12 protein-coding genes are annotated in these 16,665 nt (G+C 70.9%); 4 read left to right on the forward strand and 8 right to left on the reverse strand.

What is annotated here, in order from left to right; genetic code table 11:
* Window positions 1-34: 34 nt before the first annotated feature.
* The 8 genes from ACGFWI_RS10585 to ACGFWI_RS10620 form a co-directional block, all read right to left on the reverse strand.
* A complete protein-coding gene (locus ACGFWI_RS10585) occupies window positions 35-979 on the reverse strand; it encodes an oxidoreductase (RefSeq protein ID WP_393905557.1) in 945 nt (314 codons plus the stop codon).
* 196 nt (window positions 980-1,175) lie between these two features.
* On the reverse strand, window positions 1,176-1,481 hold the full coding sequence (locus ACGFWI_RS10590; protein WP_030984596.1) for a helix-turn-helix transcriptional regulator: 306 nt from the start codon (window positions 1,479-1,481) through the stop codon (window positions 1,176-1,178).
* Between the two features lie 119 nt (window positions 1,482-1,600).
* The gene (locus ACGFWI_RS10595) at window positions 1,601-2,098 is read right to left on the reverse strand and encodes an SRPBCC family protein (RefSeq protein ID WP_393905558.1); all 498 of its coding nucleotides are present in this window, start codon (window positions 2,096-2,098) and stop codon (window positions 1,601-1,603) included.
* 111 nt (window positions 2,099-2,209) lie between these two features.
* A complete protein-coding gene (gene nirD / locus ACGFWI_RS10600; protein WP_393905559.1) occupies window positions 2,210-2,602 on the reverse strand; it encodes a nitrite reductase small subunit NirD in 393 nt (130 codons plus the stop codon).
* Window positions 2,602-5,256: a nitrite reductase large subunit NirB gene (gene nirB, locus ACGFWI_RS10605; protein WP_393905560.1), complete on the reverse strand. Its 2,655-nt coding sequence runs from the start codon at window positions 5,254-5,256 to the stop codon at window positions 2,602-2,604. The genes nirD and nirB overlap by 1 nt, the downstream gene beginning before the upstream one ends.
* Before the next feature lie 119 nt (window positions 5,257-5,375).
* Window positions 5,376-7,382 carry a glycoside hydrolase gene (locus ACGFWI_RS10610; RefSeq protein ID WP_393905561.1) on the reverse strand — a complete coding sequence of 669 codons (2,007 nt, stop codon included), beginning with the start codon at window positions 7,380-7,382 and terminating at the stop codon, window positions 5,376-5,378.
* A 342-nt stretch (window positions 7,383-7,724) separates the two neighbouring features.
* Window positions 7,725-9,254 (reverse strand): sensor histidine kinase, encoded by a 1,530-nt coding sequence (locus ACGFWI_RS10615; protein WP_393905562.1) that lies wholly within the window; start codon window positions 9,252-9,254, stop codon window positions 7,725-7,727.
* On the reverse strand, window positions 9,251-10,012 hold the full coding sequence (locus ACGFWI_RS10620) for a response regulator transcription factor (RefSeq protein WP_393905563.1): 762 nt from the start codon (window positions 10,010-10,012) through the stop codon (window positions 9,251-9,253). Before ACGFWI_RS10620 ends, ACGFWI_RS10615 begins: the two co-directional genes overlap by 4 nt.
* Before the next feature lie 622 nt (window positions 10,013-10,634).
* Here ACGFWI_RS10620 and ACGFWI_RS10625 point away from each other — a divergent pair.
* From ACGFWI_RS10625 to ACGFWI_RS10640, 4 genes are read left to right on the forward strand one after another with little or no spacing between them, the layout of a single operon-like run.
* Window positions 10,635-12,305 (forward strand): IucA/IucC family protein, encoded by a 1,671-nt coding sequence (locus ACGFWI_RS10625; protein ID WP_393905564.1) that lies wholly within the window; start codon window positions 10,635-10,637, stop codon window positions 12,303-12,305.
* Window positions 12,306-12,337: 32 nt separating this feature from the next.
* Window positions 12,338-14,044: an IucA/IucC family protein gene (locus tag ACGFWI_RS10630; RefSeq protein ID WP_393905565.1), complete on the forward strand. Its 1,707-nt coding sequence runs from the start codon at window positions 12,338-12,340 to the stop codon at window positions 14,042-14,044.
* Window positions 14,041-15,255 carry a type III PLP-dependent enzyme gene (locus tag ACGFWI_RS10635; protein WP_393905566.1) on the forward strand — a complete coding sequence of 405 codons (1,215 nt, stop codon included), beginning with the start codon at window positions 14,041-14,043 and terminating at the stop codon, window positions 15,253-15,255. Before ACGFWI_RS10630 ends, ACGFWI_RS10635 begins: the two co-directional genes overlap by 4 nt.
* Window positions 15,256-15,305: 50 nt before the next feature.
* On the forward strand, window positions 15,306-16,655 hold the full coding sequence (locus ACGFWI_RS10640; RefSeq protein ID WP_393905567.1) for an MFS transporter: 1,350 nt from the start codon (window positions 15,306-15,308) through the stop codon (window positions 16,653-16,655).
* Window positions 16,656-16,665 lie beyond the last annotated feature (10 nt).

A 16,665-nucleotide genomic window follows, 5' to 3' on the forward strand; every position in this document is an offset into this window, starting at 1 on the left:
GTCCCCGGGTGCGGATCTTTCCCGGCCGTACCGGTCAGAGGGCCGCTGCCGGCCGTGAGAAGTCGTAGCGGACGCCGGTGAGCTCCTCCGAGGCGGCCCACAGGCGTGCGCCGTTGGTGTCCTTCTTGGTCCAGGGGGCGCGGAAGGACTGGACGGGGGCGCCGCGCAGTCCGCTGCGCGGGCCGATGAAGGAGTCCGGCCGCATGTGCGGGGCGGTGGCGGCGCAGAGGGTGCCCAGGGCGCCGCCGTCCGGGGACTGGGCGAGCGCGCGGTTGGCCAGGTCGACCATGCGCTCGGTGGAGGTGCGGCCCTCCATCCGGACGCCCGCCGTCGCGAGGTTGGTGGCGGCGTATCCGGGGTGCGCGGCGGCCGCGACGACCTGCGAGCCGGCCGCGGCCAGCCGCCGGGTCAGCTCGTGGGTGAAGAGCAGATTGGCGCTCTTGGAGCGGCCGTAGGCGATCCAGCGGCGGTAGGAGCGCGCGCTGTTGAGGTCGGTGTAGTCGAGGTCGGCGAGGACGTGCAGCATGCTGGAGACGGTGATGACCCGGGCGCCGGGCGTGGCGAGGAGCTTGGGCAGCAGCAGCCCGGTCAGCGCGAAGTGGCCGAGGTGGTTGATGCCGAACTGCATCTCGAAGCCGTCGGCGGTGGTCCGGTACGGCAGCGCCATCACGCCCGCGTTGTTGACGAGCAGGTCGAGGCGGTCGCCGTCGAAGTCGTCGAGGGCGGCGGCGAAATCCCGTACGGAGGACAGATCGGCCAGGTCGAGCGGCCGGAACTCGGCCTCGGCGGTGGGGACCTCGGCCCGCAGCCGGTCCAGCGCGGCCATGCCCCGCGCCTCGTTGCGGCAGGCCAGCAGCACACGGGCGCCGTGGCGGGCCAGTTCGCGGGCGGTGACATAGCCGAGGCCGCTGTTGGCGCCCGTGACGACCGCCGAGCGGCCGGTCTGGTCGGGGATGTGGCTGGTGTTCCACCGGGTCACGCCTGTGCTCCTCCGTAGGGGGCGACCAGAGTACGTGGGCGGGGCGGCCGGGACCGGAGAGGGACGGAGGGTGACGGGCGCGGCCCGCCGGACCCCGCCCGGACAGCGGCGCGGCCCCGCCCTTGCCTTCCCGTACGTTCCCTCACCTTCCGGTACGTCCCTCTCCGCCCTCCCCGTTGCCCGGTGGCCGCCCGGGTCACTCGCCTTCGGCGAGGCGCTTGATCGCCGAGAGACGGGTGTCCCACGCGGCGGCCACCCGGTCCATCCACCGGGCGGTGACCCCCAGCCGCTCCGGTATGACCCGGTAGCGCGCCTCCCGGCCTTCCCGGTGGCCGGCGACCAGACCGGCCCGGTCCAGGACGCCCAGGTGTTTGACGATGGCCTGGCGGCTGACCGGGAGTTCGGCCGCCAGGACCGTGGCGGTCGCCTCGCCGTGTGCGGCGAGGGCGTCGAGTATCCGGCGGCGGGTCGGATCCGCCAGTGCGGAGAAAACCTCCGCCACGGCGTCCGCGCCCGAGCCCTGGCCCGAGCCCGTGCCCGCATCCCCGCCCGAGCTCTGGCCCGCGCCCGCCCCCGGGCCCCGGCCGGCGCCTGAGCCCCCGCCCGCTCCTGCAGCCCTCGTCATCCCGCGAGCTGCTCCGCGTACCGCCGGATGTTCTCCACCTGGCCGGACCAGCCCTCGGAGTGGCTCTCGTACCCGGCGGTCTTCTTCCGCTCCTCGGGGATGACGAGGTCGGCGAAGCCGGTCTCCACCACGCGCAGACGGGTGCCGTCGCCCTCCGGGGTAAGGGAGAATTCGACGAGGGTGGAATTGCCCTCGACCGCCACCTCACCGGGGTGCGCGCTGGCCCAGCGGTACGAGAAGTGGTGCGGCGGGTCCACCTTCACGATTTTGGTGAGGAACTGGCCGTACTCGCCGTGGTCGAGCTCCATGATGCCGCCCGGCCGCAGGTCGACCGGCGTGGGCTCGCCCTGGCCGAACCACGAGCCGACATGCTCCGGCTCGGTGAGCACGGCCCAGACCCGCTCCACGGGTGCGGCGATGCTGATCTCCCGCTCGATGCGGTCCGCGGCCTCGCCGGTGCCGCCGTCCTTGTGCTGGTTGCTGTCGGTGCTCATGAGGTGCTCCTCCTGGCGTGCCCTTCTCGGTGCCTTACGTGCTACCCAATGGTTGCACGTGGCGCCAGGAGGTGCAACCGATGGGTTGCGCTTGTGGTTCCGGGGCGGGTCTCAGTCGTCGCGCTCCCCGCCCCGCGTTCGTACGGGGTAGGTCGCCACCGAGGCCGAAGGGTCGTCCAGGCAGTCCCCCGACGCCAGATCGAAACGCTGCTTGAGCAGCGGCGATGCCACGAACGCCCGGCCGTCGGCCGAGCCGGTCAGGCCACGGGAGAGCACCTGGGCGCCGGTGAACGGATCGCGGTTGGCGATCGCGTACGGCCGGCCGGCGCGGTCGACGAAGAGCGCGGCCTGGGCGCCGTCCGGGAGGAGGGCGGCGACCCCGCGCCCCGGGGTGAGGTCGTCCAGCGTGCACACCGCGACCCAGCCCTGGGCGCAGCGGATCTCGACCGCGGCGGCCGGGGCGTCGGCCTCGGGGCGGGTGAGCGGTGCGGTTGCGGTAGTCATCAGACGGAGGTCCCTTCCAGGGTGCGAACGGGCAGAGTCGGTCCGGCCAGCAGCGTCAGATCCGGCTTGACCTGGTCGCGCTCCGGTACGAAGCGGACGGACGGATCGGGTGCGTCGGGCGCATTGACGAAGGAGACGAAGCGGGCCAGCCGCTCGGGGTCGGCGAGGGTCTCGGCCCACTCGTCGCGGTAGTGGGTGACATGGGCGGCCATCAGGGCCTCCAGCTCGTCGCACAGCCCCAGGGAGTCATGGACGACGACGTCCCGTACGTGGTCGAGGCCGCCCTCGATCCGCTCCAGCCAGGCGGAGGTGCGCTCCAGGCGGTCGGCGGTGCGGATGTAGAACATCAGGAAGCGGTCGATCAGGCGGATCAGCTCGGCGTCGCTCAAGTCCTGGGCGAGCAGGTCGGCGTGGCGCGGGTCCGCGCCACCGTTTCCGCCCACGTACAGATTCCAGCCGAGGGAGGTGGCGATGATCCCGAAGTCCTTGCCGCGGGCCTCCGCGCACTCCCTCGCACACCCGGAGACCGCGGACTTCAGCTTGTGCGGCGAGCGCAGGCCCCGGTAGCGCAGCTCCAGCTCGATGGCCATACGGACCGAGTCCTGGACGCCGTAGCGGCACCAGGTCTGGCCGACGCACGACTTCACGGTGCGCAGCGCCTTGCCGTACGCATGCCCCGACTCGAAGCCGGCCGCCACCAACCGCTCCCACACCTGCGGGAGTTGATCGACGCGGGCGCCGAACAGATCGATCCGCTGACCGCCGGTGATCTTGGTGTAGAGGCCGAAGTCGCGGGCCACCTCGCCGATCACGATCAGCTTCTCCGGGGTGATCTCCCCGCCGGGGATGCGCGGCACGATCGAGTACGAGCCGTTGCGCTGGAGGTTGGCGAGGAAGTGGTCATTGGTGTCCTGGAGGGCGGCCTGCTCCCCGTCGAGGACATAACCGCCGGCGCCGACGGTGGGCGCGAGGGAGGCGATGATCGAGCCGACGGTGGGCTTGCAGATCTCGCAGCCGTCGCCGTTCCTGGCCGCCGGCCGGCCGTGCGAGTCCAGCAGCGCGGCGAAGGAAGTCAGCCGCAGGGTGCGGACGATCTCGTAGAGCTCGGCGCGGGTGTGCGGGAAGCAGCCGCACAGACCGGTGTCGAGGGTGGCGCCGGACGCGATCAGTTCGTCGTTCATCACGGCGGTCAGCGACTTGACGCAGCTGCCGCAGCCGGTACCGGCCTTGGTGCACTTCTTGATCTCGGGGAGGGTGCCGCAGGAGTGCTCGGTGACCGCGGCCCGCACCGTCCCCTTGGTCACGTTGTGGCAGTTGCACAGCACCGCGCTGTCCGGCAGCGTGGACGGTCCGAGCGCGCCGCCGCCCTCGGCCGCGACCCCGGCGGGCAGCACCAGCTGCTCGGGCGCCAGCGGGGGCACGGTGCCGGTCAGCGGGCGCAGCATGCCGTACGACTCGGCGTCGCCGACCAGCACCCCGCCCAGCAGCTCGCCCGAAGCGCCGATCACCAGCTTCTTGTAGACGCCGCTGCGGGAGTCGGCGTAGACCACGTCCAGAGCGCCCTCGGTGGTGCCGTGCGCATCGCCGAAGGACGCGACGTCCACGCCGAGCAGCTTCAGCTTGGTCGACAGGTCCGCGCCGGTGAAGCCGGTGTCCGGGGCGCTGCCGTCGGCGAGGCCGGCGGCGATGCCGGCGGCCGCCACCCGGGCCATGTCATAGCCCGGCGCGACCAGGCCGTAGACCCGGCCGTCCGCGGCCAGCGCGCACTCGCCGATGGCGTACACGTCCGGGTCGCCGGTGCGGCACCCCTCGTCGATGACGATGCCGCCGCGCTCGCCGACCGGCAGCCCGCAGTCCCGGGCGAGCTGGTCGCGGGGGCGGACACCGGCCGAGAAGACGACCAGGTCGGTGTCGATACGGGAGTCGTCGGACAGCCCCATGGCGGCGACCGCGCCCGCCCCGTCCGCGACGATCTCCTTGCCGCCGACGCCGGTGTGCACCTCCAGACCCATCCCCTCGACGGTACGGCGCAGCGCCCGGCCGCCGCCCTCGTCGACCTGGAGGGCCATCAGCCGCGGGCTGAACTCCACGATGTGGGTGCGCAGTCCGAGCCCCTTGAGCGCCCCGGCCGCCTCCAGGCCGAGCAGTCCGCCGCCGACCACCACACCGGTGCGGGCGTTCTCGGCATACTCCTCGATGGCGAGCAGGTCCTCGATGGTGCGGTAGACGAAACAGCCCGCGCTGTCCTTGCCCGGCACCGGCGGCACGAACGGGTAGGAGCCGGTGGCCAGCACCAGGGCGTCGTAGCGGACGGTCAGACCGGAGCGGGCGGTGACCGTGCGGGTGGTGCGGTCGACGGCCGTGGCGGGGTCGCCGAGGTGCAGCTCGATGCCGTGCCGGGCCATGAAATCCGGCTCGGCGAGACTCAGGTCGTCCGGTGTACGGCCGGCGAAGTACGAGGTCAGCTGGACGCGGTCGTAGGCCGGGCGGGGCTCCTCGCACAGCACGACCACCCGCGCCCGCTCGGTGACACCGCGGTCGGCCAGCTCTTCCAGAAAGCGCTGGCCGACCATGCCGTGGCCGATGAGGACGAGGGTGGGGGTGCCAGGTGCGGCGTCTGGCGTGGCATCCGGGTGCGGCGGCATCGAGGTCATGCCCGTCAGCCTGCGGTCCGGCTGTTACCCGCCCGCATCTGCACTGTTTCCCGGGCGGAACGCTGCCCTCAGTGGCGGGGCGGGCGCCGTGTGAGGGCGGCCCGCCCCGCGCCGGCCGGTCAGCCGTTCAGCTGCGCCGGGCACAGCCGCCGCAGCTGCTTGTCGCCGGCGAGCTCGGCGTCCACACAGCCGCCGGGCAGTCCGCCCACGGCCTTGGTGCCGAAGTTGGCGGTCACGGTCAGCCTGCCGTCGCCGAAGACCGTGCGCTGGACCGTACGGTCTCCGGTCAGCCACCGGAACGAGGTCATCCGCTCGGTGCCCGCGGCGCGGTGCAGCGGCGAGAAGTACTTCTGCAGCGCGGCCAGCGCGGGACCGTTCTTGGCGATCGTCGGGCCGTCGAGGACATAGTTGAGCGGCGTGTTGTAGAGCATCGCCAGCAGCGCCCGGGTGGTCTTCTGGGCCGGCAGCTTCTCGTACGACAGCTCCCAGCGCTCGGCGTTGACCAGCGAGCCGTGCAGCGCGGTCTCGTAGAGCGGGACGCGGTACTTCGGGTCGTACATGGCGGTGGCCATCCGGCGGGGCAGCTGCACCGGCTTGAAGAAGGCGCCGGGGGCCTTCTCCGGGTAGTAGCCGCCCCACTTCTCCTTGTCGCGCTCCAGCTTCCACAGGCCGTCGTCGACCGGGGTGCCCGAGCCGTGGTTGTAGGCCACCACCTTGTTGGCCCAGGCCTGGGAGGCCTCCGAGCCGAGGACGAGGGTCTTCGACAGCCGCTTCATCCGGGCCAGGCGGCTCGCGCGGTCGCCGGCCTTGGTCATCTCATGACCCTTGCCGTGGTCGCGGAACACCTCTCCCGTCGCATCCACATCGAGGAAGTAGCTGTCCGCGCCGTTGGCGACCATCTTGCGGGTGCGGTCGGCGAGGTAGTGCTTGGCCGGCTCGGCCTTCTCGAAGGCGCGCGAGCTGAGGTAGCAGCCGCGGTTGCCGAAGCCCGTCTCCGGTGTGCCGTCGGCCTTGCGGACACAGAAGTCGGGGTAGACCCGGTCGGGCCAGACGGAGGTGGGGCTGTCGGCGCCCTTGGGGTCCTGGCCGTTGGCGAAGGTGTCGTACGGGCCGACGAGATACCCCGCGTTCTTGGCGGCCCGCACCGCCTGCGCGTTCATCGGGTCGGGGCCGGAGTCGTAGCCGAGCCACATCCGGTCCACGCCCAGCTTCTTCAGCCTGTCCACCCCGGCGGCGGTCCGCGCATCGCCCCACACATACGCGTGGAACGCACCCAGCAGCTTGCCGTTGGCCGGGTTCTGCTTGATCTTCTTGCGCAGGCTGCCGAGTTGGCCGTGCTGGGAGAGGTAGGAGCGGTAGTCGGCGGCGGGGGCCACCGGGTTGCCGTCGGTGAGGGCGAAGGAGACGTCGTAGTCGCGGGTGCCCTCACCGGCGTCGAAGGCATGCGCGGCCGTGGTGCGCAGCCGGCCCCCGGTGGAGGTGAAGCGCAGCGAGGTGCCGATGTCGGTGGGGGTGAGATAGCTGACGCCACTCCCGCCCTTACCGCCCGCCCCGCCCATGGAATAGCCCCACAGGGGCATCGAGAGGCCCTCGCCCACGTCGACGGTGCTGCCGGCCAGCCCGCCCTTCTCGGAGCCGGCGTTCCAGAAGGCGTCCCGTATGGGGATGTCCAGGCCCTCACCGCGCGGCAGCTGGACGGCGGAGGCGGCACGGTCGGTACCGGTCACCGGCCAGCTGACCGACCCGTCGCGGTCCGCCCGCAGCCTGATCCGCAGCCGCCCGCGCTCCGAACTCGCCGTCACCTTCAGCCCCTTGGCGGGGTAGCTCCAGTGCGCCCCGTCGGCCGTACGGGTCACCGGCCCCGGCTTCCCGAGCCCGCCGCCGGCCGGAGCGGACAGCACCAGCTGCTGCCCGTCGTCGGTGTGTGCGCTCACCGCCAGCGAGGCGGTGTCGACGACGGCCGTGCCGCCGGCGACGGGGAGCGCGAGGCGGCTGCCCTCCAGAGTGCCCGCGGCGGCGCTGTCACATCCGGCGACTCCGAGGGTGGTCGCGGTGAGCGCGAGGGAGGCGGCGAGGACGCGGGTCGTACGACGCCGTCCGGTGGTCTTGGGGAGGTGGGGTTTCATACATGAGTGAATAGTCAGCGGGATTAAGAGAGTTCTAAGACCGTTAGTGAGGGCGACGCTCCGTATCTGCGCTCCTGAGCCCAGCGGCTGGAGGAGGGGCTCCTCACGCGCGAGGTCCCAGCTCTTCCAGCTTCTGCGCTGCTGCCTTGGCCTCGATCCGGGGCGGCGAGGCGGCGGCCGAGGATCTCGGTGATCCGGGCGGTGATCCGGGCGTCGGGGAGCAGGAACCGGCGCATGTCGGCACGGTTCATCACGCAGATGGTGGCCTCGTCGAGGGCCTCGGCGAAGTTGTCGTACATGCGCCGGCCGAGCGGGGCCGTCTCGCTGAGGATCGTTCCGGGGCTACTGCCTGACGCTCGTTTTCCGCTTCCCGAAATGCCATCGGCCATCAGTCGGGTGCTGGTTGCGGTGTGGCTGCGCTGCGACGAGATCTTCTGACAGGACGCCGAGTCTTTCCGGGCGGGTGCGGAGTGTGGGCCGGAGGTGGACGACGGCGTCGAGGCCACCGCCGGGTGCGGGGCGCAGGGTTACCTCGCCGCCGCCGGCGCGGGTGAGTTGCCGGACCATGGGCAGGCCCAGGCCGGTGCCGTCGTGCTGGGCGTCGGCCGCCCGCCAGAACCGGTCGAAGGCGCGCTGCCGCTCGGTCTCGCTCATGCCGGGTCCCTCGTCGATCACGTGCAGCTCGGTCACCGACGGCGTGCGGCCGCCGTCGGTGGGGGAGGTGAGGGTTGCCAGGGTGATGGCGGTTTCGGGCGGGGATACGCGCAGGGCGTTGGAGAGCAGGTTGTCGATGATCTGTTCAAGTGCGCCAGGGACCGCCCACACCCGACCGGCCTTTGTTCCGGTCACGGTGATGTCGACGTGTTGTTCGCCGGCGAAGGCCGTCCAGATGGCCGCGCGGTCGGCGATGACGGCGTCGAGATCGATGGCCTCCGGCGTGATGGCGGAGTTCTCCAGGCGGGCGAGGGCGAGCAGCCCTTGGACCATGCGACTGAGCCGCTCCACTTCGCCGAGCGCTGCATCGAGGCTGTTTTGCGCGCTGGGGTCGAGGTGGGGCTCGAAATTCTCCAGACGCAGACGCAGTGAGGTCAGAGGGGTTTTGAGCTGGTGCGATGCCTCGGAGGCGAACGCCTGCTGGGCGTGGAGCAGGTGCTGGAGCCGGGTTGCGGCGCGGGTGAAGGAGGCAGTCAGCCGGCGCAGTTCCGGCGGTCCACGGTCGGTGGCCGGGGGATCGGTGAGGCGGCCGTCTGCGAGTTGTGCGGTGGCGCGTTCCAGGGCCCGGACAGGACGGGTGATCGAGCGGGCGAGCGCGAAGCCGATCACTGCGACGGTGGCCAGTACCCCCAGTCCGACGACGGCGAGTACCGCCCAGGTGGTGTGGACCTTCTCGGTGAGTGAGTCGAGGGGGTGGAGGGTCCGTACGACGCAGGCGACGGAGTTGTCGGCGCCAGAGCTGCCGGGGACGGTGACGAACAGGGCCTCGCCGTCCGAGGCCGGGGCGTCGCGGGTCCCGATGGCGGGCTGATTGTGCAGTGCGGTGGCGATGTCAGGCTCGGCGGACAGGTCTTTGCCGACGGTGGTGGTGGCGGGGGCGTGGTCGGTGTCCGTGCGGACGATGCCGTTCTGGTCGGCGACTATGACACGGCTGCCGGTACGCCGGTTGTAGTTGCGGGCGAGCTCCGGCAGCTCGGCTGCCTGTCCCCGTTCGAGCTTCTCCTCGCAGACGTCGGCGAGCGTCATCGCGCCCTGTTCCGCCGCGTTGGAGAAGCGGGACAGCTCACTGCGGCCGTAGACGACGCCGAACGGCACTTCGAGGGCGAGCAGGACGAGCAGCATGAGGCTGAGGTAGCTGCATACGAGGCGACGGGTCACCGGGTGCCTCCGTCGCGTCCAGGCGGTGGGGGAGAGGCGCCGTCGCGATCGGCCGGCGGGACCAGGCGGAAACCGATGCCGCGGATGTTCTCGATCCAGGACGAGTCGCCGAGTTTGCGGCGCAGCGCGGCGATGTGTACGTCCAGGGTCTTGGTGGGGCCGAAGTAGTTGGGTTCCCAGGCCGTATCGAGGATTTGCTGGCGGGAGCAGACGGCTCCGGGGTCTTCGGCCAGGCACACGAGCAGGTCGAACTCCTTGGGGGCCAGTGCGATCGACGATTGGTGCAGATGGACTTGCCGGGTGCGGTGGTCGATGGTCAGCGGTCCGATCCGCTGGGCGCCGGGTGACCCTGCCTCGGCCGCGCCGCGGGACGACCCCGGCGCCGTACCGCCCGACGCCGGGTCCCCGGCCAGGGTGCGGCGGGTGACGGCGCGGATCCGGGCCACCAGTTCCCGTACGCCGAACGGTTTGGAGAGGTAGTCGTCCGCGCCCAGCTCCAAGCCGAGCACCCGGTCCACCTCGTCATCCCTGGCAGTGATCATGATGATCGGTACCTGGGACCGGGCGCGCAGGGCCCGGCAGACGTCGATGCCGTCCATGTCGGGCAGCCCCAGGTCCAGCAACACCATCGCCGGTTCCGGTGCGGACAGGCCGTCTGTGCCGTTGCGGGCGTGTTCCACGGTGAACCCGAAGCGGTCCAGTCCCTCCATCAACGGTCCGGCCACCCGGTCGTCGTCTTCGATCAGCAGCACACGCATGCCTTCAGGTTCGCAAACGTCAGGCCGCAACCGCCGGAACCTCGCCCGAGTCACTGATCGTTCCCAAGTTCGCACAGTGCTGTGCTACCGGCACACGCTTCGGTGGTGGCTCGGACGTCGCCGAATGGCGCAGCCGCCGGACGGGGATTACCGGAACATCCAGCACTCCGACAGCATTCGGCAAAGGAGAGTTAAGAATCCGAAGGTGCAATGAGTCGGACGGTCCACCGGCCCGGGGTCGATTGAGGAGCAAGCCCGGCCAGCATTCAGCGAATTCCGGCCAGGGATTCAACGAATTGACGCGTTCGATCGCCTGCAACCACTTCCGGATTCACCGTCGGATTCGGCGTCACTCGATCCGGCACCTCTGTCATGAACAGCACCAACTACGCATCGAGGCCGCACGGAATCAGAATGGAATCGGCGTCGACTGATCATTCGCGAGGTGCTCGCTGTATTTCTGCTGGCCATTCCCTTAAACGCCGTCCCGTAGTGTCGAGGCGCAGGCCGGGCTACAAGAACTCCGAGCGGAACAAGTCCCCCCACATCTCCCTGGAATAGCTATGCCGAACCCTTGCCCATGTGCTGATCTCCCCATCCCTTTCCGACCCGGACGGTGACGATGCGCCAGACGACGACCAACGAACCGTGCACGACCAACGAACCGTGCACGACCGACGAACGGCGCACGATCGACGAACTGCGCCGTGCGCGCCCGGACCTGGTGGAACCGTTCGCGACCGCACTGCCGGGCGCGCGCGCAGCCGTGCTCGGCCGGCTGTGGGGGGCCTTCGTGCGAGAACCCCTGCCCGGGGTGAGCGGCCGTCGCCGGGAGGCGGACACCTTAGTGGTCTCTCTGCAGCACGGCGGCCCGCTCTCCGCGGCCGACTCCTGCTCACGGCGGTTTGCCCAGGTGCCGGAGGACTTCACCGTGACCCGGCCCGACGGGCCGGTCAGCGAACCGACCGAGCTGCTGGGAGAGTTGGGGCTGCGGACTCCCGCCGCGCAGCGGCTGGCGGCCGAGCTCGACAACAGCGTGGTCAACCTGGCCCTGGGTCGCGCCGCGAACGCCATGGGGACCGGCCCGCTCGCCGATTCGGCCGACGCCGAACAGGCGGTGGTCGATGGCCACCCGCAGCACCCGTGCTGCCGCACCCGTACCGGCATGTCGGTCGCCGAGGTGCTCGCTTACGCGCCCGAGCACCACCCCGTCGTGCAGTTGGCCCTGCTCGCCGTTCCGGTCGAACGCTGGCAAAGTTCCGGCCAGTGGCCTCAGGAGCTGCGTGACGGCGACACGGTCCTGATGCCGGTACACCCGTGGCAGCGGGATCACGTACTCGTACACCACCCCGAACTGGCCATGGCGCAACCGACCATCCCGGCCCGGCCGCTGCTGTCGCTGCGTACCCTCGCTCCACTGGACGCTCTGCCGGGCTGCCACATCAAGACGGCGCTCGACGTGCAGGTCACCAACTACCGGCGCACCATCTCTCCCGCCGAGGTCGCCGATGGCCCACCGCTGTCGGACCTGGTCACGGCGGTCGTCGACAAGGCGGGGTACGGCGGCAGCCTGCGGGTCCTGCGCGAACTGGGCGGCGGCGCGGTGCGGGTGGGCGGGCAGGCGTCCGCGAGCCTGGCGGCGATGATCAGGGAGTCCTCCGAGTGCCACCTCGACGCCGGGGAGATCGCCGTCCCGCTCACAGTGGTACACGCCACGGGAGCGGCCGTGGTGGCGGGTGATCCGGTGCGTTGGTTGGCGGACTTCGCCGGGCTCGTCCTGCCGCCCGCGCTCACGCTGCTGTCCATGGGGGTGGCCTTGGAGGCGCACGGTCAGAACACGCTGGTCGTGCTGCGGGACGGACGGCCGGTACGGGTGCTGTACCGGGATTTGGACGGAGTACGGATCAGCCCGCGCAGGCTGGCCCGGTGCGGATTCGCGCTGCCGCCCCTGGCCGGCACCCGCGCAGGCGACGATGTGGAGGCGCTGCGCACCAAGCTGTTCGGTGGCCTGCTCAGCGGAGTCTTCAGCGAGCTGGTCGATGTCCTCGCCCGCACCCGGGCGGCGGATCCCACGGCGCTGTGGGCCGCGGTGGCCGAGGTCGGCCGACGGGTGTACGCCGAACTTCCGGACGACGGGGACGCGGCCGCGTTCTTCGGCGACACGCTTCCGTTGAAGGCGACCATCGCCATGCGCCTGGCCGACAACCCGGGCAAGGCGCTGTGGACTCCCGTCCCCAACCCCCTGGCGCGCGCACGTTCCCACGCCCCGACCACTCACCCACCCACCCGCTGACGCACCGAGTTCGTACGCATGGGAGCTACGGCATGACCACATCCACGACACACGACGTCACCGCCACCCCCACCACACTGTCCGACGACCGGGCCGAGCAGACCGCCGACACCGTCACCGCCCACACGCTGCTCAACTGCCTGATCCGCGAGGTATCCGCACCCGAGCATCAAGTAACCGTCAACCAGGACCACTTACTGCTGCGCCTGCCCCGCCGTCACCTTCTGCTGCGCGCCCGGCTGCGCCGGATCTCGCTGATCGGCGCCCACCGCTTCCACGGCCCGGTGCAGCGGTTCGAGGACGATGCCTGGGCTGCGGTCGGCTGGCGGGAGCTGGCCGGCTACATTCAGAACGAACTGGAACTGCGCACCGGCATCGCCAACGAGGAATTCCCGGCGCAGGTCGCCGACAGCCGCGAGACCATCCGCACCGCCCTGGAACAACGTTCCCACCAGCCCCGGCAGACGGACCCCTATCTCTCTTCGGAACAGTCCCTGGTGTTCGGCCATCGCTTCCACCCCACGCCCAAGGCCCGCACCGGAGACCCGGAGGACTGGCTGACGTACGGACCGGAGACCGGCGCCCGCTTCCGCCTGCGGCACCTGGCCGTACGCCGCCATCTCGTGTGCGAGGAGGGCGACCTGGACAGGCTGGACGCGCTGTGTACGTCGGCCGACCCGGGCTACCTGACACTGCCGGTACACCCCTGGCAGTACCGGATGTTGCAGGCCAACGACCGGCTGCGGGAGGCGCTGGCCGCAGGCGATGTGGTCGACACCGGCGTGCGCGGGCCGGAACTGGTGCCGACCGCGTCGGTACGCACGCTGTACCAGCCGGACACCGACACCTTCCTGAAGTTCAGCCTGAATGTCCGTCTCACCAACTGCGTGCGCAAACACGCCAGTTACGAACTGCCCGGAGCCGTTGCCCTCAACCAGCTGCTCCAGCCCGTTTTCACCGCTCTCGCCGACCGATTCCCCCGTTGTGCGCTGCTGGCCGAACCGGGCTACCGCACACTGGACGCCGACGGCGAGATCGCATTGCTGGAGGGCCTCGCGGTGATCGTGCGGTCCGGACTGCGCCCCCACCTGCGCCCCGGGGTGACGCCCCTGCTCGCCGCCGCGATCGCGGATGAGTACCCCACCAGTACGGCCCATGTCTCGCACCTGCTCGCCCGCGGCGACGGGGATGTCCTCGCCTGGTGGGACGCCTACCTGCGGCTGCTGCTGCCGCCGGTGCTGGCCGCGTACTTCGAGCACGGCGTCGTCCTGGAACCCCACCTCCAGAACGTGGTCGTCGGGGTGCATACCGACGGGACCCCGGCGCAGATCTTCTTCCGTGACCTGGAGGGCACCAAGCTCCTGCCCGGCCACCACCGGCACGCCCTCGACCGCCTGCCCGAGGAGGTCCGTGGGCCCCTCACCTACGATGCCGAACGCGGCTGGAACCGGGTCGCGTACTGCCTCCTGGTCAACCACACCGCCGAACTGCTCGGCGCCCTGGCCGACCTCGAACCGGCGCTGGAACCGGCCCTGTGGGGGCTGGTCCGCGACCACCTCGCCGCCTACGCCGGCACCGCCGGCGAACCGCCACGGCTGCGCGCGCTGCTGTCCGGCGTACCGCTGCCCGCCAAGGCTAACCTCCTGCTGCGCTGGGCCCGCCAGGCCGACCGGCACGCCACCTACGTCCCCCTGCCCAGCCCGCTCGGCGAGGACTTCCCCCGCGAGGTGTCCCGGTGAGGCCCGCACTGCTCCACCACGTACGCCGGATGTCCGACGACGACCTGCCCGCTTACGTCTACGACCTGCCGGGCCTGCGCGAGCACGTCCGCGCGATCCGGGCGGCGCTGCCGGAACGCGTAGAGCTGCTGTACGCCGCCAAAGCGAACTCCGACCCCAGGTTGCTGCAGGCCCTGTCCGGGCAGGTCGACGGTTTCGAAGTGGCCTCCGGCGGCGAACTACGCCACATCCACGGCCTCTTCCCCGACACACCGATCGCCTTCGGAGGCCCCGGCAAAACCCCGGCCGAGCTGGTACAAGCACTGACCGCGGGCGTACACCGCCTGCACATCGAAAGCGCACACGAGCTGCGTCTTCTCACCACTGTGCTGGGTGACCGCAAGGGCGCCGACATCTTGCTGCGCGTCAACCTTCCCGTCGTGCTCGGGCCGGTCGCCCTTGCCATGGGCGGGCAGCCCAGCCCCTTCGGCCTGGATCCCGAGCAGCTGGACCGGTGCCTGGCGCTCGTCGCCTCCGACCGGCGCATCCGGCTGCGCGGCGTACACGTCCACCTGGCCAGCGGACTTGAAGCCGCCGCCCAACTCGCCCTGGCCGGCGAGGTCCTGGCCTGGGCAGCCGACTGGGCCGACACACGGGGCCTCGACCTGACCGAGGTCAACATCGGCGGCGGGATGGGCGTCGACTACGCACGCCCACAGCACAGGTTCGACTGGCCCGCCTTCGGCGCCGGTCTGCGCGAGGCCCTGACCAGCCGCCCCGGTCTGACGTTGCGGATCGAGCCCGGCCGTTCGCTCACCGCCTACTGCGGCTGGTACGTCACACAGGTCCTGGACGTCAAACGCAGCCACGGCCAGGCATTCGCCGTCCTGCGCGGCGGCACCCACCATCTGCGCACACCCGCCGCCAAACAGCACGATCAGCCCTTCGAGGTGATCCCCGACGGCTCCTGGTCCCAGCCCTGGGAACGTCCCGAGGCGCGTGATGAACCGGTGACGCTGGTCGGGCAACTGTGCACGCCGAAGGATGTCCTCGCCCGACAGGTGACGGTCCAGCGGCTGCGCGTCGGCGACCGGATCGCGTTCGCCATGGCCGGCGCCTACGCCTGGAACATCTCCCACCACCAGTTCCTCATGCACCCTCACCCGGCCTTCCACCACGTCGACGACATGGGGACCTCCGTCCTGAGCCCCCCTGCCCACCAGACGTCATGATCAAGTACCCCCGCGTCCACGCACGTTGCAAGAGGAGCGCCCCGAGCGAGGTGCTCGCCACGCTGGCCGTCCGGAACTTCCGCCGCTACCTGATCGGACAGCTGACCTCCAACATCGGCACCTGGATGCAGCGTGCTGCCCAGGACCTGCTGGTCCTCCACCTCACCGGCAACAGCGGCAGCGCCGTCGGCATCGTGACCGCACTGCAGTTCCTGCCGCAGACCCTGTTCGGCCTGACCGGAGGCGTCCTCGCCGACCGCTTCCCCAAACGCCGGCTGCTGCTGATCACGCAGACGGCCATGGCGGTGCAGTCCCTGCTGCTCGGTGTCCTGATCCTCACCGGAGCGGTGAACCTGCCCTCCGTGTACGCGCTGGCCTTCGCCCTCGGCGCCGCCACGGCTCTGGACAGCCCCGCCCGCAACGCCTTCATCTCCGAACTGGTCACCCGTGAGCGCGTGGCCGCCGCGGTCAGCCTGAACTCCGCCCAGTTCAACGTCGCCCGCATCCTCGGCCCTGCCCTCGCGGGCCTGACCGTCGCTGCCGCCGGAACCGCCCCGGTATTCCTCGGCAACACCGCCTCGTACCTGGCGGTCCTCTACGGGCTGATCACTATCCGCACCGACGAACCGGGGGCCTCCCGCGAGCCCCGGCGCGGCGGTACTCGGCTGCCCGACGCCTTCCGCCACATCACCTCCACCCCGGACCTGCTGCTGCCGATCTCGGTCATGGGATTCGTCGGCACCTTCGGACTCAACTTCCAGGTCACCATCTCCCTCGTGGCGATCACCGTCCTCCACACCGGCGCCGCCGCGTTCGGCTACCTCTCGGCCGCCTACGCCGCAGGCAGCCTCATCGGTGCGATCCACGGAGCCGATCGCCGCGAACCCCCCACCGCACGACGCCTGGTCACTGCCACGATCATCTTCGGAGCGTTGGAGGCCGCGCTGGGCCTGATGCCCGGCTACGGCACATTCATGGCCCTGCTCATCCCCACGGGCTTCGCCTCGGTGACCGTAACGACGACCGCCAACGCCCTAACCCAGCTCCATGCCCAACCCCGCCTGCGTGGCCGCGTCCTGTCCGTCTACTTCCTCGTCCTCCTCGGCGGCACCCCTCTCGGTGCCCCTTTGGTCGGCCTGGTCTCCGACACCCTCGGCGCCCGCTCAAGCCTGATCCTCGGCGGCCTGATCTCTGCGTCCGCCGCGCTCGCTCTCTCCGCGTTGGTCACGGCGCGGAGCCGACGGCTCGAACGGATCACGAAGCCGGCCGCCCTCGCGGAGTCACCACCCGTAGACACCGCGAGCGCCCACCGATCGGCACATGCAGACAAGGCTCCGTCCGGCGTGGCCTCGCTCACGAAAACGGGTTCTGGCTCAACTTCTGTGGTGCCGCCACGCTGAGTGACGGCTG

Origin of the sequence: Streptomyces sp. NPDC048434 (assembly GCF_043200375.1) — a bacterium.
GTDB lineage: Bacteria > Actinomycetota > Actinomycetes > Streptomycetales > Streptomycetaceae > Streptomyces.

Bases quoted from the DNA above. Each gene is read 5' to 3' on its own strand.
- ACGFWI_RS10595 (WP_393905558.1), bottom strand. From the start codon at position 2,098: ATGAGCACCGACAGCAACCAGCACAAGGACGGCGGCACCGGCGAGGCC.
- nirD (WP_393905559.1), bottom strand. From the start codon at position 2,602: ATGACTACCGCAACCGCACCGCTCACCCGCCCCGAGGCCGACGCCCCG.
- nirB (WP_393905560.1), bottom strand. From the start codon at position 5,256: ATGACCTCGATGCCGCCGCACCCGGATGCCACGCCAGACGCCGCACCT.
- ACGFWI_RS10610 (WP_393905561.1), bottom strand. From the start codon at position 7,382: ATGAAACCCCACCTCCCCAAGACCACCGGACGGCGTCGTACGACCCGC.
- ACGFWI_RS10620 (WP_393905563.1), bottom strand. From the start codon at position 10,012: ATGCGTGTGCTGCTGATCGAAGACGACGACCGGGTGGCCGGACCGTTG.
- ACGFWI_RS10625 (WP_393905564.1), top strand. From the start codon at position 10,635: ATGCGCCAGACGACGACCAACGAACCGTGCACGACCAACGAACCGTGC.
- ACGFWI_RS10630 (WP_393905565.1), top strand. From the start codon at position 12,338: ATGACCACATCCACGACACACGACGTCACCGCCACCCCCACCACACTG.